Raw genomic sequence first — 22,780 nt, 5'->3', positions numbered from 1 at the left:
AAGATCCCACTAAACTGGCTAATTGGACATACAACGAGCAGGATGATTATTACCTTGACTAGCAAGGCGTACGCTTTAACTTTAAGCGCTATGGTAAACGTAAGAATAAGAGTACTGGCTTAATATCTGATCTTAAGATCTATGAAGCAGATGAATTTCAATTAACAGATGAACTAATCGAACTAGCTAAAACTAAAAGCGGACGTCAAAGACAGGTTCAATATAATCCCAGTTGGCAATATTTCAAAGAAAACTCTTCAAAGCAAAGAAGGCAGACGAATTTATGGCTGTAGAAAAACAGATGTCGAGCCAGTCTTTGGGCATATGAAGAGTGTATTCGGCATGCGCAGAACGCACTTATGGGAAAGAAAGAAGGTCGAAACAGATATTGGATTGATGTTGATGATGAATTTAAGCAAATATTGGAATAGGAATGGGGCAAAGGGCCCCCTTTTTAAAGCAAAAAGCACCAAAAAACATTATCTAGCTCCCAGCTGGGATCAATCAAATAAAACATTCATGACTTTAAAAATAAAGACTGTAACGTTGTTCCAAGAATAGAATCAAAATAATGCTTTACTATTAAAGTATAACATTGATTTTATCTTTAGGTATGCTGATAAAGTACGCTAACCAACATTGAATTTTAATGAACTTAAGCAAAACCACTTTAAAAGTCTAGGATTTCATCCTTCCGTCTTTTATTAATCAGCTATTTGTTTTATTTACTTTATTTTGCAACGTATCACATATTCTTTCTGACGGTGTTGCACTTGAGTTGACAATTCAGCAAAGTATTAATCAAATAATATCGGTAAGTACTATTTATTCCTTTTGCATCAGTCTTTTTTCCACCTATTCCTACTTGGTTTGCAATTTGCAAGACCATTGCCGGATTCATTGAAAAAAGAATTATATATACCGAATGCTTTAAATTATCATCAGTCATACTTTTCCTCCCATTCAATTTTTAGGCTTTGATTTTAAGCCCTTAGGAAGTATAGCCTTCAAAACTTGCTTAAAGTTGATTACTTTTATTTGCTAAAAATGCCCTCTTTTATGTTGTCAGTTACTTATATATCAAGACTTTGACTCTCTTGATAAACCATAAAACTACGACAAAAAAAGGATAGCCAAGATTGGCTATCCTTTTAAATAGGTATTGCTTTATTATACCAATAGATGAAATAAATCTGTCGTTTGAATTACTTAGTTAGTCGAATTCATAGACTTGTTTGACAGGGTATCTGACTGATTTAACCTCATCGACGTAATCTTTCGGCTTCTTACCAACTGCAATGGCCATAACTGGAACAAACCGTTTAGGGTCCAAGTTAAACATTTTAGCAGCTTGTTTTGTGTCATAGCCGCCAATTGGATTGGTTTCATAACCATGACTACGTGCAACTAACATAAATTGCATTGCTGCTAGGGATGTGTCTACCGCTGAATCCATTACTAGAGTATCGTAATCGGCATGTTCGTACAATGGTAAGAAAGTACTAAATACTTCGTCAAGTTTTGCCTTGTCAATTTGACCATTATGGTAGGCTTTAGTCCATAGGTCACGGTATGACTTAAATGCTTCTGTATCACCATATAACAATACCATTGCTGAACAAGTTTCAACTTGTGGCATATTAAATTTCATAAAGTACTTCTTGAGTTTTTCTTTTCCTTCAGGAGAGTCAACTACGACAAAGTGCCAAGCTTGCAAATTGCAAGCAGAAGGGGCTTTGGTTGTTTCTTCAATCATTTCTTCAAACTCTTCATGAGAAATTTTTACTTCTGGATCAAAAACTCTTATTGATTGCCGGTTAAAAGCAACATCTTTAAAATCATTGTTTACAATATGTTCTTCAGTCATTTTTAGTTCTCCTCTTTTACATCGTGTGTTTGTTCCATAAATGGCATTAAGGCTTGTAAATCTGGACCTTTACCACTTGGGATATTTTCAGCTCTAGAAACTATTGCTGCATTCATTCCAGGATGAGTTAAAATATAGAATTTATCATCTTCTAGGGCTTTAAATATAATCTTCGGCACCTTGTCAATTGGCATTCCCGTAGTAATATCAATTTTTGCTTGCTTTTGACCGTCTATGTAAGTCTTACTTGAATAGTAAGGATCACTCTTGTCAGTATATTTAGCTGGACGGTGATTCTCAGTATGGTACAAATCAGTTTGAACAAATGCAGGACAGAATACGTGCATTCTAACATTGGCCTTAGCAGCTTGTAAGTCGTATTCTACAGCTTCCGTCATACCGACAACCGCAAATTTAGTTGCGTAATAAGCCGGCATTAGGGGACTTGTTGTTAATCCTGCCATCGAAGCAACATTAATAATGTCACAATGTCCCTCTTGCTTACGCATAATTGGAATGACACGCTTTAATGACCACACTTGACTCATTAAGTCAGCATGTAGAATCCATTCCCAATCACGAGTTGGTAATTCCCAAATTGGTCCGGGAATAGCAATACCAGCTGAATTAATCAGCAAATTAATTTTATTGTATTGACTCATGGTCTTCTTAACCATATTGTCAACGGCATCCTCATCAGTAACATCGGTTGGAATACTGATAGCTTCTACGCCTTTATCCTTTACATCTTGCAATGTTTTGGCCAAAGCAGGTTCATCAACATCAGCTAAAGCTAATCTCATACCTCGATCAGCAGCTTCTAAAGCTAATGAGCGGCCAAAACCATGTGCAGCGCCGGTAATTAATGTGACTTTATTTTTAAATTCTTTCATAATAGCCTCTTTTTCAATAATTGCTCAACGATTAACAATATTTATTACGATTTATATATTAATCGCTTTCAAATATAAATTAAATATACAAAATCTAAAAATTGTAAGACATCTTATAAAAGCTATATTTTGTAATATATTATTCTGCTGAAAACATTTTTTGATTTTTGGCGGTTACATGTAGACAATTAACAATAATATTTTCTTGAGTTCGACACAACTGCTCTCTTAACTGTTCTGGGGATTCTTTTTGACCATTAGCTATCCAATCCAAAATAATTTCAGTAAAGGCACCAGTGAAGAATTTGGCAACCATTACCCTATCAGCATTACATATTATTAGATGATCCTGCTTAATTATTTCATCAATATAACCCAGTAAAATATTTATTTGTGGATCTCTAAAAATTTTTTGGAATTGGAACATATCTAAATTATTATAAAATGCTTTTGCTAAAGCTGAGTTATCGTAGAAGTAATTAAGCATTTTTAAAATATCAGTATCCCAATGCTCATAACCACTGGTCTCACTTAACAAAGCAATAATTTCAGTTTTAACTGTCCATTTAATCAAATCTGGTATGTCTTTAAAGTGGTAATAAAAGGTTGGTCGTGTACGATTCGTAGCTTTAAGTAAGCTGGTAACGGTAATCTTTTTAAGTGGCTTTCGCTTCATTTCAGCTTTTAACGCATTAGCAAAATCTTGCTTTGTTTGCAATGACATTTCTGAATTTTTCATTTTCTTTACCTCAAAAGTGATTTATAAAACACGCTATGTTTATTCTTATATTATAAAATGTAAGGTATATTTTTTAAAAGTGGCGAATAAATCTATTTGATACTTGTTTAACAAATTAGGTTAATTTTTTAAATTTCGTAAATTGCAATTTTAAGTTGAACACCTGCATTAATTAATTTGATAGATGCAATCGAGTCTGCGTTCAAATAATTCATCTGGTGTGTGATAAGCTAAGAGCTTTCTTGGCAAGTTGTTACACCATTCTTCAATCTCAGAGATTTGATCAAGGGAATAATTCTTGATGTATTTACCCTTAGGAATAAAGCGTCTAATCATGCGGTTGTGCCGCTCAATTCCACTTTTATCACATGAAGTATAAGGGTGCGTATAGTAAACTAATGTCTTCGATACCTGTTCTAATTGGGATAAATCTGCAAATTCAGAATCATTATCAGTCGTTATTGTTTTGAAGATTTCATTCCAATGTTCATGATATTACTCACGTAAATCACTAAAGGCAGTCATAACGCTGGCAGCAGTCTTATCAGAAATTGGAATAATCATAAACTTGCGTGTCATACGTTCATACAAGGTTAATAAAACTTCATCGTCTTTAATCTTATGACCTAAGACTAAATCACATTCCCAATGACCAAATTTATGACGCTTTAAGATGTCATGTGGTCGTTCATCAATACTGCGGCCCAATTTACGCTTATTGAGCCGTACTTGTTTAGATTTGGTATTACGGGTTAACACTTCAGGTAAACCACTGATTTTAATGCGTAAAAGTCCCTATTCAACATAACGATAGAGTGTTTTAGTACAAACTATTTCCTTACGAGTAAATTTTCCAGTAGCTTGAGCAGTTTGGGTATCATAACGAAAATGATTTTCATGATAAAGTGACTTTTGTCCTCGCTCAAGTTCGTTTTTAATTGTAGTAGGAGAACAATTAATCTCTTTAGCTATCTGACGTAAGGATTGCCCTTGGCTGTGTAAAACTTGGATAGTAACGCGATTTTCAAAACAAAGATGCTTGCCTTTAAGATGGGTAGATATGGTAGAATGTAAAGAGTTCATTGGTAACTTCTTTCTAGAATTTTGGTTGTAATTACATTCTATCAAAGAAGTCCAATGGACTTTTTTATTTTTTAATGAGCTTAAGTGTTCAACTTCATTTTACAATCTACCAAGAAAAGAAAGTTGCAGAAATTGCACGAAAAATTCTTGGTGCAGATTTTCCGATTTCATTGTCGTCCTCAATTGGGTCAATTGGTTTAATTGGGCGAGAGAATGCAACTATTCTTAATGCTGCACTTAATAAGGTTATTAAGAACGTTATTAGTGGCTTTTCTAAGGCACTAGCTGAAGAAAATATCACCGCAGCTCAAGAATATCTTTGTCAAAATGATGGTACGTTAATGTCCTTAGATTATGCTGCTAAGTATCCTATTTTAACTATTGGTAGTGGCCCTACTAATAGTATTCGCGGGGCCGCATATTTATCACAAAGTAAAAATACTTTAACTGTTGATATTGGTGGAACAACGTCTGATATTGGAGTCTTAACTAATGATTTTCCGCGTGAATCCTCTAAGGCAGTTACTGTTGGTGGTGTACAAACTAACTTTAGAATGCCCGATGTCTTATCCGTTGGTCTTGGCGGCGGAACTATTGTTAGGGTAGGAGAAGATGGTTCAGTTACTGTTGGCCCTGATAGTGTTGGCTACCAAATCACAGAAAAGGCACTAGTCTTTGGTGGTGATACATTAACTACAACTGACATTGTAGTTAAGTTTGGTATGTGCCATGTAGGTGATGCTAAATTAGTAAAAAAATTGATAAAAGTCTTGCTGAAAAAGCAATGAAAAAAATTGCCCAAATTCTAGAAGATGGTATTGACCAGATGAAAACTAGTGCTGAAGACGTTGATGTTATCTTAGTAGGTGGTAGGGCAATAATTGCCCCTGAAAAATTAACGGGTGTTAAAAAGATCATCAAGAATAAATTTGGTGGTGTTGCTAATGTAATTGGTGCGACAATTGCTAATATCGGTGGTGAATATGAAAAAGTTTATGCATATGCCAAGATTAAGCGTGAAGACGCATTAGCAGATGTTGAAAAGATGGCAGGCAAGCAAGCGGAAATGGCAGGTGCAGATCCGATTACTATTAAGACAGTTGAGGTTACAGAAGTACCGTTAGCATATGCCCCAGGTGACACGACTAGAGTTAAAATTAAAGTTGTTGGTAATATTAAAAAATAAATATTGATGCTTATAAAAAATAAAATGGCTAGCGTTCTAGATAGATTAATCTAGAGCACTAGTCATTTTTATTTGTTATTTCAAATATCAGGAATTAAAGAATCTGTTGATAGCAATGTACTTGTTTACTAAAAGCGTATCTATTGCAGGATATGAAAGTTTAAGACTGGTTAAGATATGCTCACTAAATAAAATTTAAATTGGTAATCAAAGTTAATATCTTAATTTAACGACCTTGGATGTTAAGGTAAAAATGTTTAGCAATTCAGCTCTTTTATTATGCATAATTGCTATAATTCGGCGAAACTAAAGAATTATACTATTGAAAGTACAATTTTTTCTGTATCAAAATTGTTTTAATAAACTTATACTTGGAAGCGTATTCAAGAAGTGAAAAAAGAAGGCGATTATATCAACGATAAGGAAATCAAAATAGTCAGGTATATCTTAGATGAAGGTGTAACTCATTATAAAAACATTGGGCATCTTATCGGAATGTCACGAGGAACAATTAATAAGTATCTCAAGGAAATTGCTGAAGAAGTTGAAAAGTATCATGTCAAACTAATTAGAAAGCAGAGTTATGGTATTTATTTTGATGGTGACACAACTATGCTTCGTTCATCTTTAAAAACTGGAAACTTGGTTTCAAATCAAGAAAGTCCTAAAGAAATAAAACTAGAAATTATTTCAAGGCTTCTTACGAATAAAGATCCTATAACTATTCAAGAATTATCTGAACAATTTTATGTTAGCAGAGCAACGATTGATCTCTATCTTAAAGAAATTAAAAGTTGGGTTAATCTGCAGGGTGCCAGTCTTAAAGGCTGTGAGTATGGAATTTTTATTCAAGCATCTGAAAGTATCAAGCGTAAGATAATGACCTTACTTTTGAGCTTTTATTGGGGTGACAGCCTAAGCATTAATGGTCAAACTAATTTAAAAATGATTATTAAAGTTCCTGATGAATTGAAGCATATTTTTAATCAAAATATTTTTTGTGGTGTTGAACAGACACTTGCTCAATTTCAAAAAAATAGTTCAATAACTTTGAACGATTATGAATTTCAGTCATTAGAAGTTCATCTAGTGATAGCTATTCAACGTATTAAAAATGGTGAAATCATTCAACGAAATAGTCAGTTTTCAACTAATCCGTTATCTCGTAATACTCAAATTTTAACGCAGTTATTAGAGGATAAATTTCACCTAAAAATTCCGATGGCTGAACAAGAGTATATCAATATTCATATTTTAGCTGCTGAAACAAATGATGAACAAAATGATGGTAGTAATTCAAGCTTTAAAAATAAGGGTTTAGATGTCTTTTTACGACAAAACGTGACGAAGTACGATGAAACTTTAATTAATAATTTAACCTTACATTTGATCCCAGCTTTACATCGTTTTAAGTTAGGCTTAAGTATTAAAAATCCCTATAAAGATAGTATCAAGAGAAACTTTACCTATGCTTATAACGAAGCTGTTGATTTAAGTATAAAAATTGAAAAATTGTTTTCAGTTCATATCAATGATGATGAGATTGCATATATTACTCTACACTTAGAAAGTTATTTAGAAAGGTGTGATCAAAGTAAGAAAGTTCAGGTAGTCCTTGCGTGTAGTACAGGTTTGGGAACAGCCCGACTACTTGAACAGCGAATTGAAAAATATTTTCCAGATACAATCAACATAAAACGAGTAGTATCAGTTTCTGAACTAATGAGTACTCCTGTGGCAGAGGACTTAGTAATTAGTACGGTTGATGTTCGTTTAGTTCGCAAGAAGGTTGTAGTAGTACCACCATTTTTAGACAATCAATCAAAAGTAAAAATTCAACAGGCAATTGATAATTTAAACAAATTTAAGAAAGATGAAAATGAATTTATGAAACTTGTTAAAGCAGAATTAATCACGATTGATTCGCAACAAACTAATCGTAATCAAATAATTCATAAAATTTGTGAGTTACTCAAAAATCAAGGTTATGTATTACCTGGAATTGAGCAAGCAGCTATTCAACGTGAACAACTTGCTAGTACAAAGATTGGGCTAGCAGCCATGCCTCATGCTCCTATTGAGTATGTTAAGACTCCTTGTATTGCACTTTATATTAATTCAAAGGGGATTGACTGGGGTAGAGGTAAAGTTAGCCTTGTGTTTTTTATGGCGATGAACAAGAGTGTAAAAAGTTCAATTAATGATGTTTATAGCTACTTTAACGCAATTCTTGAGGATGAAAAAATGTTACGTAAATTAAGTAGATTAACGAAAAAAGCAGATGTTATGCAAATGTTAGGAAGTGAAGAAGTTGAGTAAAAATGAAAAAGATTTTATATCGAAGAAAAACATTGTTATCGGATTGGATGCTTCCTCTAAGAAAGAAGCAATCACCAAATTAGCGGCTGTTATGGAGAAAAATGGCATTGTTAGTGATGCAACTAAGTTTAGAGATGATGTTCTATACCGAGAAAGTTTAACAACAACTGGTATTGGCAATAATATTGCCATCCCACATGGAAAAAGTGCAACAGTTAATGAGGGTTCAATGGTTTTTGCTAAAACAACTAAGCCGCTTGAATGGAATTCACTTGATGGCAGTAAAGTATCAATCATTTTCTTAATGGCTGCTAGAGATAAAGACAGTGGTAAAGAACACCTAAAGATGTTGGCAACAATTGCTGGAAAGTTAATGGATGATGACTTTGTAGCCTCCATCAAGGCAGAAAATGATCCAGAAAAATTAGTAAATATTTTTAAGAAGTTAGAAGATTAGGAGAAAAAATTATGAGTAAATTTGTAGCAGTAACAGCATGTATCGCCGGTGTAGCCCACACTTATATGGCAGCCCAGAACTTAAAGAAATATGCTAAGAAGAATGGTGATCAGATTAAAGTTGAAACTCAAGGTGCAATGGGTTTTGAAAATAAGCTAAGTGCAAAGGATATTGCCGAAGCCAATGCAGTTATTTTTGCGGTTGATACTAATGTTCGTGAGCAGGACCGCTTTGAAGGAAAAAAGATTGTAAAAATGGGTACTTCTGAGGTGGTAAAAGACGGCAATAAAGCCATTGCAAAAGCACATGAATTACTTGATAACTAAAGAAAATTTTTAGAAAGGTAAGGTTGTTTTATGGATAAGGTAAAACAATTCTTTAAAGAATTAGTAGATCACTTCCAGACAGGTGTTTCCTACATGATTCCACTGGTTTCGGCATCTGGCTTAATTGTTTCAATTGCCGTTGTCGGCGGTGGTAATGGTGTATGGAGTCAAACAAGTAATATTTGGGGTATTTTGAGGATGATTGGTCAACAAGGCTTAGGCTTTATTCCAGTCATGATTGCCGCATACATTTCGTATTCAATTGCTGACCGTCCTGGACTGGCCCCAGCCTTTATTGTTGGCTTAGTTGCTAATAAGCTAGGTATGGGTTTCATTGGTGGTATGGTTGTCGGCGTTTTAATTGGCTATCTTGTATATTGGCTTAAAAAGTTACCAATGCCAATGAGTTTGATTTCTTTAAAATCAATTTTCATTATTCCGTTAGCGTCAGTTTTAATTGGAGGATTAATAGTTTTCTATGTCTTTAGTAATCCCGTCAGAGCTATGCAAAATGGCTTAACTTCATGGCTAGCAAGTATTAGTGGTTCTAATAAAGTTTTAGTGTCTGCAATTATTGGTGCGATGATGGCCACAGATATGGGTGGACCAATTAACAAGGTTGCTTATACTTTCAGCATGGCTTCATATACTTCTGGTGGTTATGCGATTAGTACAGCTTGCTTTATCGCGATTGGTATTCCGCCATTAATTATGGCTTTAGCTAGTTTTATCGGTAAAAAGTATTACAGTCAAGATGAAAAAGAGAACTCAACTACAGCTTTAATCATGGGCATTATCGCTACTACAGAAGGTGCAATTCCGTTTGCTGTTTCTGACCCAATAGCTGTAATTCCAAGTTGTATGATTGGTTCAGGATTAGCCAGTGCCCTTAACGCATTCTTTGGTACCACACAAAAGACAGCTTTATCCACATTTATGGCAGCACCATTTGATTCAAATATCTTACTGTACTGCTTATCGATTGTAATTGGAGTCGTTGTTGGTGCACTATTATGTAATTTCTTAAAGAAACTGATGCATCGGGATCAAAAAGTTGCCGCAGAAGCTGCTGTTTAATTATAGGAAGAAAAAATGTATAAAGTATTTTATAAACCAGAAAAAGATAAATGGATGGGTGACATCATGCCTTTTGGCAAAGATGGTAAGTTTTATTTGTATCATCAACGTGACCCCCGTAAGCCAGGACCATTGACTGATAATGATGAACCGTTTGGCTGGTCACTTTCAACCACAACAGATTTTGTTAATTATGAAGATCATGGTGATGCAATTCCTGCTGGAGATGCAGAAGACCCTGCACAATGGATTTATGCTGGCTCTGTTTTTAAAGCTCAAGGAAAAATTCAAGCTTTCTATACTGGTTATAATAAGAAAGCTGAACAAGAGGGTCGTGCCTCTCAAGTATTACTTCATGGAACAAGTACGGATTATGAACACTTCCAAAAGAATATTGATAAATTGCTGTTGCCGGCTCAAGAAGGTTATGACAAGACTGATTGGCGTGATCCGTGGATTATTTGGAATGAGGATAAGCAAGAGTATTTGTTGATTTTGGGTACTAGATTAGCTGGACCAAAATCTAAATTAACGGGTCGAATTGTTTCGTTTGCTTCTAAAGATTTAAAGAATTGGGATTTTCAAGGTGATTTCTATGCCCCTAATTTATATTCGGGACTTGAGATGCCAGATCTGTTTAAGATGGGTGATTGGTGGTACTTGCTTTATACAGAGTATAGCGAACAAAGTAAAACTCGCTATCGAATGAGTAAGAGCATTAATGGACCTTGGGTTAAACCAAAAGATGATGCCTTTGACGGTCGTGCATATTATGCTGCCAGAACTGCCTTTGACGGTAAGAGACGTGTGCTCTTTGGCTGGGTACCTACTCGTGAAAAAGGTCAAGGAGATATGGTCAACTGGGAATGGGGAGGTACTTATGTGCCATTAGAACTCATGCAAAGAGTTGATGGTACCCTTGCTACAAAATTGCCAGATGAATTAACTGAGCAATTTACTGATAAGACATCTATTGACGATTTCACGATTGAAAATTCTAATGGTAGAACAGAAAAAGTTATTGTGCATGATGTTGGTCGACACTTTGTGTTGGATATGGATATTAGCTGCTCTGATAAAGCTAGTGATGTAGCAATTAGATTATTTAAGAACTTGGAAACAGATGAATCTTATCAATACTTATTAACTAAAGACGATCAGCGTTTAGTTTTTGACAAGAGTCCTGAATGGCCGTGGTTCCAAATGATGAACAAGGGTCTTGATAGACCTCTTCCTGAAAGTAACTTTAAGAAACTGCACGTTAAATTAATGGTTGATAATGATATTTTCGTTTTAGTAGTTAACGGCATCAGTTTAATTGCTCGTGGTTACCAAAAATTCGGTGATGATTTGGCAGTTGCTGCTGCTAACGGAAAAGTTGAATTCGAGAACATTGTGTTGAGAAAGTAAGCTAATGGCAGAAAAGATTAAATCTCTAGTCTTTTTTGATATGGATGGTACATTATTGTCTAGCAAATCAACTATTTTACCAGAAGTTAGTCAAGCTGTACGGCAATTAAAAGCTAATGGTAATATTCCCGTAATTTGTACTGGTAGAGCTGCGTTTGAAGTGCGACATTTCATGAAGGAATGCCAAATAGATTCACTAATTGCAACTAATGGTCAATATGGTGAGTTTGCTGGGCGGGTGACATTTAACTTAACGATTTCCAGTACAATTTGTCAAAAGGTATTAGCGTACGCTCAAAGTAGAAACGATATTATCGGATTTTATAATTACCAACAAATTGCTTTATCGGAAGATCAGCCACTTTCACGTAAGTTCTATCAAAATATTTCATCACCTTTTCCGCAAATTAAACCTAATTTTTATCAAAATAATCCGGTTAATCAAATTTTAGTAATTGCTCATCATGCAGATAGTGAATATGGTAGACGGTTTCCAGAACTGCGGTTTATGATTACTGGTCCCCAGTCAATAGATACGGTTTTACGAAATAATTCTAAAGGTCAAGGAATTTTGCGATTAATGCAGCAAAAGAAATTAACTGTACCTACCTATGCGTTTGGTGATGGTAATAATGATTTAACTATGTTTGACGTTGTTGATTGTGGAATCGCAATGGCTAATGGTAATCAAGCAATTAAGGATGCGGCTGCCTATGTTACTGATACTAACGATAACCTAGGTATTGTTAAAGCATTAAAAAAGTTTCAATTAATCTAAAAATGAGGTATAAGAATGAACGTATTTAAAGGAGTTTCGCATGTTGGTATTCCAACAAATGATTTTGCTAAAAGTGTCAAAGAATATAAAAAAATCGGTTTTGAATTAATTAATCAGGAAGACAATAAAGGTAGTCAAACTGGCTTTTTCCAGTTAGGCAACCTTATGCTTGAAGTTTGGGAAACAACAACTAATCCAGTAAATGGTGCAATTAATCATTACGCATTGGATACTGATGATGTTGCTGCAGCATTTAAACAAATTAAGGATGCTGGTTTCGAATTAATTGACCAACAGGTTATGCACTTGCCGTTTTGGGAACACGGAATTAGTTATTTTAACTTTTATGGACCAAATCATGAAATTATTGAAGTTTGTCAAAGAAATAAGAAGTAAGAACAATGTTATTAGGTTCAATTGAGGCTGGCGGTACTAAATTTGTTTGTGCCGTTGGCAACGAAAATTATCAAATTAAGAATTCAATTAGAATACCAACGACAACGCCGCAAGAAACATTGCATAAGGTTGCGGACTATTTTAAACAGTTTATGGTTCAAGCAATCAGTATTGCTTCATTTGGTCCGATTGAAATTCGAAAGCAGGCTGCTAATTACGGTTATATTACGGATACCCCGAAAAAGGGGTGGCAAAATACTAATTTTGTTGGCTTTTTGCAAGAACAACTTAATGTGCCAATCTTTTTTACTACTGATGTTAATGGCTCAGCTTATGGCGAGTACGTGATGTCATTATTATCAAATGAAGATATTGATTCGTTAGTTTACTACACAATCGGTACCGGAGTTGGTGGTGGTGCATTGATCAATGGTCATTTAGTGGGAAGTCAAGGGCATCCCGAAATGGGGCATGTTTTATTAAAGCGTCATCCTGACGATCTGGATTTTGCTGGTGTTTGTCCGTTTCACCATGATTGCTTAGAAGGGCTGGTTTCAGGTCCAACTTTTGAAGCACGAGTACATCAACCCGGAGCACAAGTGCCACCGGATAATCATATCTGGGATATTATGAGCTACTATGTTGCGCAAGCCGCTTTACAAGTTACTTTGATTTTACGCCCCGATAAAATTGTGTTTGGTGGTGGTGTTGTGAGTGAAAAATTTTTAAAGAAGGTTAGAAGCGATTTTAGTAAAATGCTAAATAATTATGTTACGGTTCCTGAACTTGATAAGTATATTGTGATGCCCGCAATTGCTGATAATGGTTCAGCGACAGTTGGTGACTTTGCTTTGGCGAAAAATTTATTAAAACAATAGCGTAAAAAAGGGATGTCTAATTTAGTTAATTAAACATCCATTTTAATTGGAGGGAAAAATGGTTACAGCGTATTTAGTTAATCACACTCACTGGGATCGTGAGTGGTACTTTTCTATTATGGATGAGCAAGTATTAGGAGAACAACTTTTTACAGAAGTTTTAGATGAATTAGAAAGAAATCATGAAGCTAATTTTTGTTTGGATGGACAAGTGTCAATTGTCGATGAGTATGTTGCACTTCATCCAGAAGCACGTAAGAGGATCAAAAAGTTAGTTGCTGATGGGCGTTTATTTGTCGGGCCTTGGTATACCCAAACTGATGCTTTAATGCCGCAAGCAGAATCCATTATTCGAAATTTAGTTATTGGTATTAAGGATACACAAAGAAATTATGGTCAACCAATGATGGTAGGGTATTTACCAGACTCTTTTGGGTTTAATGCGCAACTGCCAACTTTGTTACATCAAGTTGGAATAGATAACTTTATTTTTTGGCGGGGAACCAATTTTGATAAGCAAACTAATTCTGTCTATTTCCGCTGGCATGGCTTAGGTAATAAAGAGGTACTAGCCCTTAATTTTCCATTTGGTTACTTTACTGGTCAAATTACACTAGAGGCAAAGCAAAAGCTAAATGAATTTGTGACGCAAAAATATGATCCGTCGGTTAAATTTGAAGCAGAGCATGGCAATCATGAAGATGTTTTAATACCGTCAGGAATAGACCAAATGAACATTGTAAAAAATATGTCAGAGACGGTTTCAGCGCTTAATGCTAAAAGTAAGTATCGTACTGTAATTAGCTCTTATCCTGAATTTGTGGCTTTAATGAAGAAAAAGCAAGCCACTTTACCTAATTATCAAGGCGAACTAAGATTACCGACTTATTCACGAGTTCACCGTTCAATTGGTTCGGTTCGTAGTAAATTTAAGCGGGAGAACTTTAAACTTGAACAGAAGATTCTGACTCGAGTTGAACCACTATGTGTTATCGGTAAAAACGTTGACGTTAATATTGGTAATGGTTTGTTAGAAAAGTTATGGAAAAAGCTGCTAAAATGTCAGCCGCATGATTCTTTAGGTGGTAGTGTTTCTGAAAGTGCTGCAGAAGATATTTGGCATCGTTATAAAGAAGTAAATGAATTAGCTGACGGTATTGAAAACATGATTAAAAAGAAAATTGCTCAATATCTCAAGTTAACACCTAATCAAATATTGATTTTTAATACTGAACCACACCGCTTTAAGGGCTATAAGGAAATTGGAGTGGTAATGCCAACTAAAAATGTGCAACTAGAAGGCGTGACTGATGCTGAAATTATCAGTAGTAAATATATTAAGCCAAGAAAGCACATTTTAATGATGACACCGCATGGTGAAGATTATACTGATGAACCCGGATATTATGAGCTTCGGATTAAAGGACGAGTTGATTTACCTGGGCTAGGATATAAGGTAGTAACAATTCAGGAAACAAGTAAAGCACTAGCAGAGGTCAAGTCTTCATCCCCAGAGAGTAGCAATGTAATTATCTTTGGCAAACAAAAACTGCAGTTTGTTAATGGCCAAATCAACTTGATTACCCCTAACAAGAAATATCAGAATATTATTTCTCTGGTTGACCAACCAAACGATGGTGATACCTATGATTTTTCGCCTTATCGTGATTTTACCGAACAACAGTTACCATTCGAGAATGTAGTAATTAAGCATAGTTTGCACCACGATACAATGGTAGTTAAAGGAAGTGCCAGTCTGCCATTAAATTTGGCAGATTATGAAGCCGAGCAGCCTAATTATGGTCAACTTGAATATATCCTTAATTTGAGTTTTAACGATTTAGGTCAAATTTGTGCAAAATTGATTTTAAATAATCAGGTATATTCACATCGGTTAAGATTATGCTTTAGTCCGCAAATTAATACTAGTGAAGTTAAAGCTCAAGTACAAGCTGGATATGTTACAACAAAAAATCATGTAATTCCTGATGGTTGGAACAAAGAATTTGTCGAAAAGCCAGTTAATATTTATAACTTTACCAAGTCAGTTACCGTCCAAGAAAAAGGCAGACATTTTACTTTTTGGGGTACAGGTCAAAAAGAATATGAGTATCGTAATAATTGTTTATTTATTACTTTAATGGCAACTACGGGTGAATTAGGTAAACATAATTTAGCTTGGCGACCGGGGCGTGCCTCTGGTGATACTACAAGTCAAGGCCACATTATGATGCCTACTTTGTCTGCGCAAGAATTAGGAAGCAATGAGTTTACCTTTAGTTTTGGCTTGTTTAATAGCGATTTTAGTGAAAATGAAAATAACCAATTGATTGCTGCTTGGCTGTCGCCAAATATTTCTTATCAATTGCAAACTTTGAATATGTTTATTAATCGCCTTGACAATAAAATTTGGGCAACGGAAAATAATCCGAAAATTGATAATGACGTAGAATTAATAAACTTGCCTAAAGATGTTAGAGTTGCAGCGATTTATCCGGCTTATTCTCACGAAAACCGGTACGTAATTAGGTTGGAAAATCTGACTCAAGAAACTGTTGCCATTCCGGAAATGTTGCTTAAAAAGGGTCAAGTTGTTAATGCACTTGAAGAAGTCGTTAATGAGCAAGAAATTGCACCTTATGATTTAACTTCGGTACTTTTGCCAATAGATGAATAGATTAATGAAATATTTTCTTTTACTAATCCCAGTATTTGGCTGGGGTGCAATTCCACTGCTAACTTTAGGTGTAAAAAATAGTAGCGTGTGTAATCCAATCATTGGTACAGGATTAGGTTCATTAATACCAGCGCTAATTGCATTGGTAATTATCAGGCTTACATTTGATACTGGAACTTTTTGTCTGGCTGTTGTGGCCGGCATTTTGTGGTCAATTGGTCAATTAGGACAATATCTTAGCTTTAAACAGGTTGGAGTTTCAATAGGGCTGCCGATTTCAACTTCTTTTCAGTTGCTCGGAGTGCCACTAGTAGGGAAAGCTGTCTTTGGTGAATGGCCGAGTTTAATCAGTAAAGTATTTGGCATTTTCGGAATTGCGTTATTAATTTTGGGTGAGATGTTTTACTTCGACGACGTCTTATTCAACTTGTCAGAATGACCAGCAAAAAGGGTTAACTAAAGCTATTATTATCTTGGCAATTACAACTTGGGACTATGTGATTTCAGATTCAATTCCTAAAGCGATGACGGGATCGGTTTTTTTTATTTTCGTTGGACAAGCAATTGGTATTTTGACAGGAGCGATTATTTATACAATTGTTGTGGTCAATTTGACGCTTTTAAGCAGAAACAGAGTTACCAAACAATTCCTGGCGTATTTCTTATGGAATTGCAGAATTAAGTTACATTATTTCTGTCCAGCAGAATGATAATAATCTCTCGTTTATTATTTCTCAACTGTGCGTTGTTGTGGCCACAGTTGGTGGGATCATCTTATTGCATGAACGAAAGACACTAAAACAAAGAATTTACATTGCTATCGGTCTTATCTTAATTCTAGATGAGCAGCCTTAACGATTATTTAATTTGAAAAGTGCTTGGTTAATGCTGAATTTGGTGTTAACTAGATCACGAAACCATATATTCTAAAAAAGACCTGAAAGAACTGATTTCAAATTGAATATTAGTCTAGGATAAAAGATGTTATGTAAAATCTCTTTTATAAAATTATGTTGACAGCGCTTACTAATTATTATATGCTTAAAAAGACCCATGAGTCTGTTGGGATTGTAATTGCTTTGATGCAAGCATTACCCACAAAAATTGTTATTAGAACAGTGGGTGATGCCATTGAAAGTCGTAAAAAAGCTAAATAATAATGTGATCATCGCTGAAGAAGAAGGAGAAAAAGTTGTTGCCTTTGGAAAGGGAATTGGTTTTAATTTAAAAGCTAATGATACTGTTCCAAATGCAAAAGTAGATCAAATCTTTTGGAATAAAAAAACGACAAATTCAAAAGAGTTTGATAAGCTTTTGAACAATACTAGACCTGAATACTTTGAAATTTGTAATGAAATAGTTCAGATTTCGCAAAAACGACTAAAACAAAAGTTTGATGGCAGTTTCTATTTTGCTTTACTAGATCATATACAGCAGGCCGTTAAACGCTTATTGGCAGGTGTTGATTTGCCTAATTTTTTATTGGGTGATATTAGTCGGTTTTATTCTGAAGAGTATGAAATTGGGTTGGAAGCCTTAGATATTACAGCTAAATATTTAAAAGTTAGTTTACCAAAAGATGAAGCAGGCTTTATAGCTTTTCATATTGTGAACTATGAAGACGGAAGTGGGCAAGTCGGTGCGCAAAAAGCAATGACTTTGATACATGAAGTATTTAATATCGTTAAATATCAATTGCTTTTGGACATTGATGAAAAAAGTTTTGCTTATCAAAGGTTTCTAACACATCTGAAATTCTTCTCGCAGCGCTTGTTATCTACTGATACAGAAGAAAAAAGACCCGTAGATACACACATGTATGATTACATTAAAAAGGCCTATCATGAAAGTTATGAATGTGCTGAGCAGGTTGCAAAATTTATCAATAAGAAATATGACAAACAGGTTGAAAAATCTGAACTGATGTACTTAGCAATTCATATTCATGAAATTTATATAAATTCAACAGTTAAAAAATAAAATTGGATTGTAACAACAATTATTGTTGGCATTACCAAGCAATATCTCTAGTTATAGAGCATTTGCTTGGTATTTTTTTGAAAGGAAAGCACATGGCAAAACGAAATATTCCCGAACTAGCTAAAAAGATTATTGCAGCTGTGGGAGGAAAAAAGAATATCGAATCGGCGGATCATTGCTCAACAAGAGTCAGAATGTATCTAACCGATCGTTCTAAAGTTGATGAGAAAGCCTTAAACAAGATTAATGAAGTAGTAGGTATTGATAAGAGTACTGAACAATATCAAGTTGTAATTGGTACTTATGTTGAAGAGGTTGTAAATGAAATTAATCGCCAAATAGGTGGTGGCGCAAGAAAAACCAAGCATAAAGAAAAGACTAGCTTGAACCCAATTAAATTAATTGAAAAATTCATGCAGCTGTTGGCAAGAATTTTTGCCCCAATTGTTCCTGCTTTGTCAGTAGCTGGGTTTGTTAAAGTTATTCAGATTTTATTACAAATGACAGGCGTAATTTCGACAACAAGTTCTACGTACATAATTCTTAACACTCTAACTGATGCAGTCTTTTATTTCCTACCAGTTTATTTAGCAGTTACGTCAGCTAAGTTGTTTGATACTAATGTGATTCTAGCTGTTGTCCTAGCTTGCTTTATCCTGCATCCCGATATGACAACCTTACTGGCATCTAAAAAGGCATTAACTTTCTTTGGTATTCCAGTAATTAAAACGGCGTACAGTAGTTCAGTCGTGCCAATTATTTTGTCGGTTTGGATTATGAGCAAACTTGACAAATGGCTTAATAAAATTATTCCAGATGCCCTAAAGAACTTCTTAAAACCATTAAGCTTAGTGCTAATTATGGCAATCATTCTGTTAACTGTAACAGGGCCGTTAGGACAAGTTTTGAGTAACTATATCTCGGTTGGTGTGCAGTGGATGTCTAATAATATGGGTGCTATTGCTGTTCCAATTATTACTGCAGTTGGGCCAATTATCTCGATGGGTGGTATGCACTTGGCCTTAGTGCCACTTGCAGTACAATCGATTGCTAAAGTTGGTTTCGATAAGATTATTAATGTTTGGTTCCTGTGCAACACGGTTGCTTCTGGCGGTGTTGCTTTAGCAGCATTTTTGAAAACAAAGCAAAATAAATTAAAGAGTATTGCTGGCCCAGCTGCATTGGCTGGCCTGTTTGGCGGAATAAGTGAACCATCGCTTTACGGTATTGAATATAAAATGAAGCGGCCATTTGTTGCTAAAGTAATCGGTGCTACAGTTGCTGGTGTTTATGCCGGATTTACTGGATTAAAAGCTTACGCTTTTGGTGGCTACTCTCTTACTGCACTGGCAGCTTACTTAGGCAATAACCATGATATGCCTAACTTTATTAATGCTTGTATCACTGCAGCGATTTCAATTGGTGTATCTTTTGTCTTAACTTGGGTCTTAGGATTTGATGATTCAAGCTTTGCGGAAGATAGTAGTGATAGTACCGAAGAAGAAACAACGGAACGTACTGCAACAAGTGCTGAGAGTTTTACAGCGGTTGCCCAAGGTGAATATGTACCAATGGCAGAAATAAAAGATAATGTCTTCGCTGAAGGCACTTTAGGGCAAGCCTACGGTGTTATTTCAGAAGATGGTAAGATTTATGCTCCTTGTACTGGTAAAGTAACGATGGTCTTTAAGACTAAACATGCAATTGGCATTACTAGCGGACATGGTGCCGAAGTTTTAATTCATATTGGGATTGACTCAGTTAACCTTAATGGTAAAGGAATTACTAATTTAGTTGAGCAGGGACAAACGGTTAAGGCAGGTCAGTTAATCGCTGAATATGATAAGCAAGTATTTGCGAATAATAATATCAACGATACCACGATTGTGGCGATTACCAATTCTGCTAATTATAAGAAAATCAGTTTTCCAAAAGTTACTAAGCCATTGAGCATTAATACCCAGATAATGGCTACAGAAGTTTAAAGACTAAGGAGTTTATTTTGAAAGCATATAGTGATGAACTAGTTACCAAGCTGCATACGGACGTTGAACAAATTAAACAGGATGATATATCTCATATCTGTAAACCGGTGCCGGATAGTGAAGCTAGAAATATATTAGATCCAAGAATTAAGGAAGTCATTAAACGAAAAGCGGCAACAAAGCCTAAGACAAAAGGGTATTCGCTATATCATACCCGGAATCGTCCTGATAAAGTGAATTATGATATTGCCCATGAAGAAGTAGTGCAAGAAGAAAAGTTAATCAAAATTGTAGATGAACGCTATATTGATACTTTTATATTTAAGTCAGCAAATTTTGACAATACGATGCCTATTTTAATTTATCTACATGGTGGTGGCTTCACCGCAGGAAATATTGACTTGTATCGCAATGAGATGCGTTATTTAGCAGAAACCACACAATGCTTAGTGGTCTTTCCAGAGTATCGTTTGGCACCGGAAAATCCATATCCTGCTGCAATTGATGACTGCTTGGGAACTTTGCAGTGGGTTAAGGAAAATCATGTCCAGTTAGGTGTAGAAGCTGATGAAGTGGTTATGGTGGGCGATAGTGCTGGTGGCAACTTAATCAATTCCGTTTTGGTAAAAAATGACTTTAAAGATATTAAGTTAATAATCGAATTATATCCGGTAATTGACAACAATATTAGTAAATTAGAGATTGCCGACCAGTTTCCAATTGTTCAGGAAGAACGGGACATGATTCATTCACGTTTAAATAAGATGAAAAACTCGCAAGATGAGTCGCTTTACTTAATGGATAAAGTAAAAACCGATAATCCATTAATCAATTTGGGCGAAATTGCTGATTTTAAGCAGCTGCCACCTATGACGATTATTTCTAGTCAATATGACCTGCTTAAATTAGGGAGTGATGCTTTTATTAATAAGGCAGCTACTCAAGGTAAAAAGATAAAATCTATTCGCTATTTAGGCTGCGATCACGGCTTTTTCGATTTGATTGGTATTGCGCCCCAAGCAGAAGAAGTTTGCTTAGAAATCGCTGATGAGATTCATCAATCAATGGAATAAGTTTTTAAAGTAAAAAAACTAGTAAGTAAAAGAAAGCTAGTGGCAGCGGTCATATAAAGCTAAGGATTGTGGACAAAATAATCTTTGCCAGTAAAACAAGTAACATCTTAGCTGTAGTTTTGCAAAACAATTTATAATTAGCAGTTATTAATCTAATTACTTTAAAGTTTCTATCAGCATAATAAATTGCATAAGCGAACGAATATAATTAAGCAGTAGCTAAATGTTAAGATACTGCTTATATTTTTGCCGAAATTTAATATTAATTTGCAATATTTGGGTGCAAATTAATATTTTATGAAAGTAATATCTTTGAGATTATTATATTGACAAAAAATAATAGATTTGTAAAGGAGAAAAAATGTCAAAAAACATCTTATTGGTTTGTGGTTCGGGAGCTTCATCTGGATTTATGGCTGCTAGTATGCGAAAAGCTGCCAAAAAATTAGGCTTAGATTACAAAATAAAAGCTAAAAGTGAAGCAGAACTTTCAGACTATGCTAACGATATTGATGCGTTAATAGTCGGACCACATCTTAAAGTAGAATTTGATGCAATTAAAGATAGAATTCCAGACAATGTGAAAGTTATCTTGATGAAACCCGATTATTATTCGATATTGGATGGTCAAGGGGCAATTGACCATCTTAAGTCAGAATTAGACTAATTTTTACTTAGGAGGTTGGAAATGAGTGGCTTTGTTAAATTTTTGAACACAAGTTTTGCGGCCTAAAGCACAAAAAATTGCAAATAATCAATGGATAGTGACAATCAAGAATTCAATCTTGGAAGTTTTACCGTTTATTTTTGTTGGCTCATTATTTACGTTACTTGAAATTCCGAATAACTTTTGGAAATGGTGGCCTAATCTTGCCCCAATAAGTAGTTTTACATTTGGCCTCGTATCAATTTTTGTCGCGGTTTAACAACTGTTGCACTTAGATTGTAAACTGGGCAAATAATTTTTAAAGCAGTTTTGATAATCTGAAACTTGACATTTTCTTTTTTATATTTTAGATTAAAGTCAAATATAACGATATACTTCAAAAGTTCAGTTTCCGTTTTGGTGGTAATTACATGTATATTCCCTACGTAAGTAAGGGTGATCCACAGGAACATGATTGCTAAACGGAGTTTATGCTGTATTTGCCACATACGTGGTCTAATCACTCTAGTTTTAGAGTGATTTTTCATATACATTTTTACCTTGATATTATTAATTCAGTACCAAAAATAAAAAGGTGGGCTTTTCATGTATCAAAATTATATCGCAGGTCAAACTGCTTTAACACTCAATTTAGATTTTTCTATTCCTAAAAATTATCTTGCTCAGGTTATTAGCACTTTTGTTGATTCTATTCCTGACAAAGTACTATTAGAAGACAAGTTAGTTACTGGTCGGCCAGCATATTATCCAGCTATGATGTTTAAAATTTTGCTTTTTGCTTATTCTAGACGAGAGTTTTCTCTGGCAGAAAGATTGAACGGATGCTAGAGGGAAATTTGCCAATGATGATTAATTGCTGGCGGCAAGCATATTTCATACCACACAATCAATAACTTTAGGTCTAGTAAACATGCCAATCAGTTAATTAAACAGTCTTTTGTCTATTTTACTAACCTCCTGCAGGCAGAAGGCTTAATTAAAAAAGATGC

18 protein-coding genes and 5 pseudogenes are annotated in these 22,780 nt (G+C 34.9%); 18 read left to right on the top strand and 5 right to left on the bottom strand.

Translation table 11 applies throughout. From position 1 onward, the window contains the following. Positions 1–477 (top strand): annotated as a pseudogene (locus ACYIAQ_RS08390) (transposase); the annotation flags it as partial. Between the two features lie 268 nt (positions 478–745). Here the strand turns inward: ACYIAQ_RS08390 and ACYIAQ_RS08385 are convergent. The 5 genes and pseudogenes from ACYIAQ_RS08385 to ACYIAQ_RS08365 all read right to left on the bottom strand — a co-directional run bounded on the left by ACYIAQ_RS08385 (position 746) and on the right by ACYIAQ_RS08365 (position 4,582). Next, positions 746–949 (bottom strand): hypothetical protein, encoded by a 204-nt coding sequence (locus ACYIAQ_RS08385; RefSeq protein WP_483563382.1) that lies wholly within the window; start codon positions 947–949, stop codon positions 746–748. A gap of 264 nt (positions 950–1,213) precedes the next feature. Beyond that, positions 1,214–1,867 carry a nitroreductase family protein gene (locus ACYIAQ_RS08380; protein ID WP_483563381.1) on the bottom strand — a complete coding sequence of 218 codons (654 nt, stop codon included), beginning with the start codon at positions 1,865–1,867 and terminating at the stop codon, positions 1,214–1,216. Positions 1,868–1,869: 2 nt separating this feature from the next. Further along, a complete protein-coding gene (locus ACYIAQ_RS08375) occupies positions 1,870–2,760 on the bottom strand; it encodes an SDR family NAD(P)-dependent oxidoreductase (RefSeq protein ID WP_483563380.1) in 891 nt (296 codons plus the stop codon). Positions 2,761–2,899: 139 nt separating this feature from the next. Next, the gene (locus tag ACYIAQ_RS08370) at positions 2,900–3,499 is read right to left on the bottom strand and encodes a TetR/AcrR family transcriptional regulator C-terminal domain-containing protein (RefSeq protein WP_483563379.1); all 600 of its coding nucleotides are present in this window, start codon (positions 3,497–3,499) and stop codon (positions 2,900–2,902) included. Between the two features lie 168 nt (positions 3,500–3,667). After that, a pseudogene (locus ACYIAQ_RS08365) lies at positions 3,668–4,582 on the bottom strand (IS30 family transposase). 110 nt (positions 4,583–4,692) lie between these two features. Between ACYIAQ_RS08365 and ACYIAQ_RS08360 the strand changes: the two are divergent. The 17 genes and pseudogenes from ACYIAQ_RS08360 to ACYIAQ_RS08280 all read left to right on the top strand — a co-directional run. Further along, positions 4,693–5,768, top strand: a pseudogene (locus ACYIAQ_RS08360) (hydantoinase/oxoprolinase family protein); the annotation flags it as partial. Positions 5,769–6,158: 390 nt separating this feature from the next. Continuing rightward, positions 6,159–8,087 (top strand): BglG family transcription antiterminator, encoded by a 1,929-nt coding sequence (locus tag ACYIAQ_RS08355; RefSeq protein WP_483563378.1) that lies wholly within the window; start codon positions 6,159–6,161, stop codon positions 8,085–8,087. Continuing rightward, on the top strand, positions 8,071–8,544 hold the full coding sequence (locus ACYIAQ_RS08350) for a PTS sugar transporter subunit IIA (protein WP_483563377.1): 474 nt from the start codon (positions 8,071–8,073) through the stop codon (positions 8,542–8,544). Before ACYIAQ_RS08355 ends, ACYIAQ_RS08350 begins: the two co-directional genes overlap by 17 nt. An 11-nt stretch (positions 8,545–8,555) precedes the next feature. Continuing rightward, on the top strand, positions 8,556–8,870 hold the full coding sequence (locus ACYIAQ_RS08345) for a PTS fructose transporter subunit IIB (RefSeq protein WP_483563376.1): 315 nt from the start codon (positions 8,556–8,558) through the stop codon (positions 8,868–8,870). A 30-nt stretch (positions 8,871–8,900) separates the two neighbouring features. Continuing rightward, positions 8,901–9,947: a PTS fructose transporter subunit IIC gene (locus tag ACYIAQ_RS08340; protein ID WP_483563375.1), complete on the top strand. Its 1,047-nt coding sequence runs from the start codon at positions 8,901–8,903 to the stop codon at positions 9,945–9,947. A gap of 15 nt (positions 9,948–9,962) precedes the next feature. Then, positions 9,963–11,357: a glycosyl hydrolase family 32 gene (locus ACYIAQ_RS08335; RefSeq protein WP_483563374.1), complete on the top strand. Its 1,395-nt coding sequence runs from the start codon at positions 9,963–9,965 to the stop codon at positions 11,355–11,357. A 4-nt stretch (positions 11,358–11,361) separates the two neighbouring features. Continuing rightward, positions 11,362–12,135 (top strand): Cof-type HAD-IIB family hydrolase, encoded by a 774-nt coding sequence (locus tag ACYIAQ_RS08330; RefSeq protein WP_483563373.1) that lies wholly within the window; start codon positions 11,362–11,364, stop codon positions 12,133–12,135. A 15-nt stretch (positions 12,136–12,150) separates the two neighbouring features. Beyond that, entirely contained in the window at positions 12,151–12,531 is a 381-nt protein-coding gene (locus tag ACYIAQ_RS08325; RefSeq protein WP_483563372.1) for a VOC family protein, read from the top strand. 5 nt (positions 12,532–12,536) lie between these two features. Then, positions 12,537–13,409, top strand: a complete 873-nt coding sequence (scrK, locus tag ACYIAQ_RS08320) for a fructokinase ScrK (protein ID WP_483563371.1) — start codon at positions 12,537–12,539, stop codon at positions 13,407–13,409. A gap of 58 nt (positions 13,410–13,467) precedes the next feature. Further along, positions 13,468–16,086 carry a glycoside hydrolase family 38 N-terminal domain-containing protein gene (locus ACYIAQ_RS08315; RefSeq protein ID WP_483563370.1) on the top strand — a complete coding sequence of 873 codons (2,619 nt, stop codon included), beginning with the start codon at positions 13,468–13,470 and terminating at the stop codon, positions 16,084–16,086. Positions 16,087–16,090: 4 nt separating this feature from the next. Then, positions 16,091–16,525: a GRP family sugar transporter gene (locus tag ACYIAQ_RS08310; protein ID WP_483563369.1), complete on the top strand. Its 435-nt coding sequence runs from the start codon at positions 16,091–16,093 to the stop codon at positions 16,523–16,525. Then, positions 16,479–16,941: pseudogene (locus tag ACYIAQ_RS08305) on the top strand (GRP family sugar transporter). Before ACYIAQ_RS08310 ends, ACYIAQ_RS08305 begins: the two are co-directional and overlap by 47 nt. 276 nt (positions 16,942–17,217) lie before the next feature. Further along, positions 17,218–18,066 carry a PRD domain-containing protein gene (locus ACYIAQ_RS08300; protein ID WP_483563368.1) on the top strand — a complete coding sequence of 283 codons (849 nt, stop codon included), beginning with the start codon at positions 17,218–17,220 and terminating at the stop codon, positions 18,064–18,066. 92 nt (positions 18,067–18,158) lie between these two features. Next, positions 18,159–20,051, top strand: coding sequence for a beta-glucoside-specific PTS transporter subunit IIABC (locus tag ACYIAQ_RS08295; RefSeq protein ID WP_483563367.1), 1,893 nt, complete (start codon positions 18,159–18,161; stop codon positions 20,049–20,051). A gap of 17 nt (positions 20,052–20,068) precedes the next feature. Next, positions 20,069–21,124, top strand: a complete 1,056-nt coding sequence (locus ACYIAQ_RS08290) for an alpha/beta hydrolase (RefSeq protein ID WP_483563366.1) — start codon at positions 20,069–20,071, stop codon at positions 21,122–21,124. A gap of 361 nt (positions 21,125–21,485) precedes the next feature. Then, the gene (locus ACYIAQ_RS08285; RefSeq protein WP_483563365.1) at positions 21,486–21,791 is read left to right on the top strand and encodes a PTS sugar transporter subunit IIB; all 306 of its coding nucleotides are present in this window, start codon (positions 21,486–21,488) and stop codon (positions 21,789–21,791) included. 585 nt (positions 21,792–22,376) lie between these two features. Then, positions 22,377–22,780, top strand: a pseudogene (locus ACYIAQ_RS08280) (transposase); the annotation flags it as partial.

The organism is Lactobacillus sp. X-49 (genome assembly GCF_057063645.1).
The sequence above is the reverse complement of the archived record's forward strand: the minus strand, read 5'-3'. Positions and strand labels throughout refer to the sequence as shown.

Excerpts from the sequence above, each read along its gene's own strand:
- ACYIAQ_RS08385 (WP_483563382.1), bottom strand. The coding sequence starts at position 949 with ATGACTGATGATAATTTAAAGCATTCGGTATATATAATTCTTTTTTCA.
- scrK (WP_483563371.1), top strand. The coding sequence starts at position 12,537 with ATGTTATTAGGTTCAATTGAGGCTGGCGGTACTAAATTTGTTTGTGCC.
- ACYIAQ_RS08340 (WP_483563375.1), top strand. The coding sequence starts at position 8,901 with ATGGATAAGGTAAAACAATTCTTTAAAGAATTAGTAGATCACTTCCAG.
- ACYIAQ_RS08335 (WP_483563374.1), top strand. The coding sequence starts at position 9,963 with ATGTATAAAGTATTTTATAAACCAGAAAAAGATAAATGGATGGGTGAC.
- ACYIAQ_RS08325 (WP_483563372.1), top strand. The coding sequence starts at position 12,151 with ATGAACGTATTTAAAGGAGTTTCGCATGTTGGTATTCCAACAAATGAT.
- ACYIAQ_RS08375 (WP_483563380.1), bottom strand. The coding sequence starts at position 2,760 with ATGAAAGAATTTAAAAATAAAGTCACATTAATTACCGGCGCTGCACAT.
- ACYIAQ_RS08315 (WP_483563370.1), top strand. The coding sequence starts at position 13,468 with ATGGTTACAGCGTATTTAGTTAATCACACTCACTGGGATCGTGAGTGG.
- ACYIAQ_RS08330 (WP_483563373.1), top strand. The coding sequence starts at position 11,362 with ATGGCAGAAAAGATTAAATCTCTAGTCTTTTTTGATATGGATGGTACA.
- ACYIAQ_RS08370 (WP_483563379.1), bottom strand. The coding sequence starts at position 3,499 with ATGAAAAATTCAGAAATGTCATTGCAAACAAAGCAAGATTTTGCTAAT.
- ACYIAQ_RS08285 (WP_483563365.1), top strand. The coding sequence starts at position 21,486 with ATGTCAAAAAACATCTTATTGGTTTGTGGTTCGGGAGCTTCATCTGGA.
- ACYIAQ_RS08345 (WP_483563376.1), top strand. The coding sequence starts at position 8,556 with ATGAGTAAATTTGTAGCAGTAACAGCATGTATCGCCGGTGTAGCCCAC.
- ACYIAQ_RS08380 (WP_483563381.1), bottom strand. The coding sequence starts at position 1,867 with ATGACTGAAGAACATATTGTAAACAATGATTTTAAAGATGTTGCTTTT.
- ACYIAQ_RS08295 (WP_483563367.1), top strand. The coding sequence starts at position 18,159 with ATGGCAAAACGAAATATTCCCGAACTAGCTAAAAAGATTATTGCAGCT.
- ACYIAQ_RS08310 (WP_483563369.1), top strand. The coding sequence starts at position 16,091 with ATGAAATATTTTCTTTTACTAATCCCAGTATTTGGCTGGGGTGCAATT.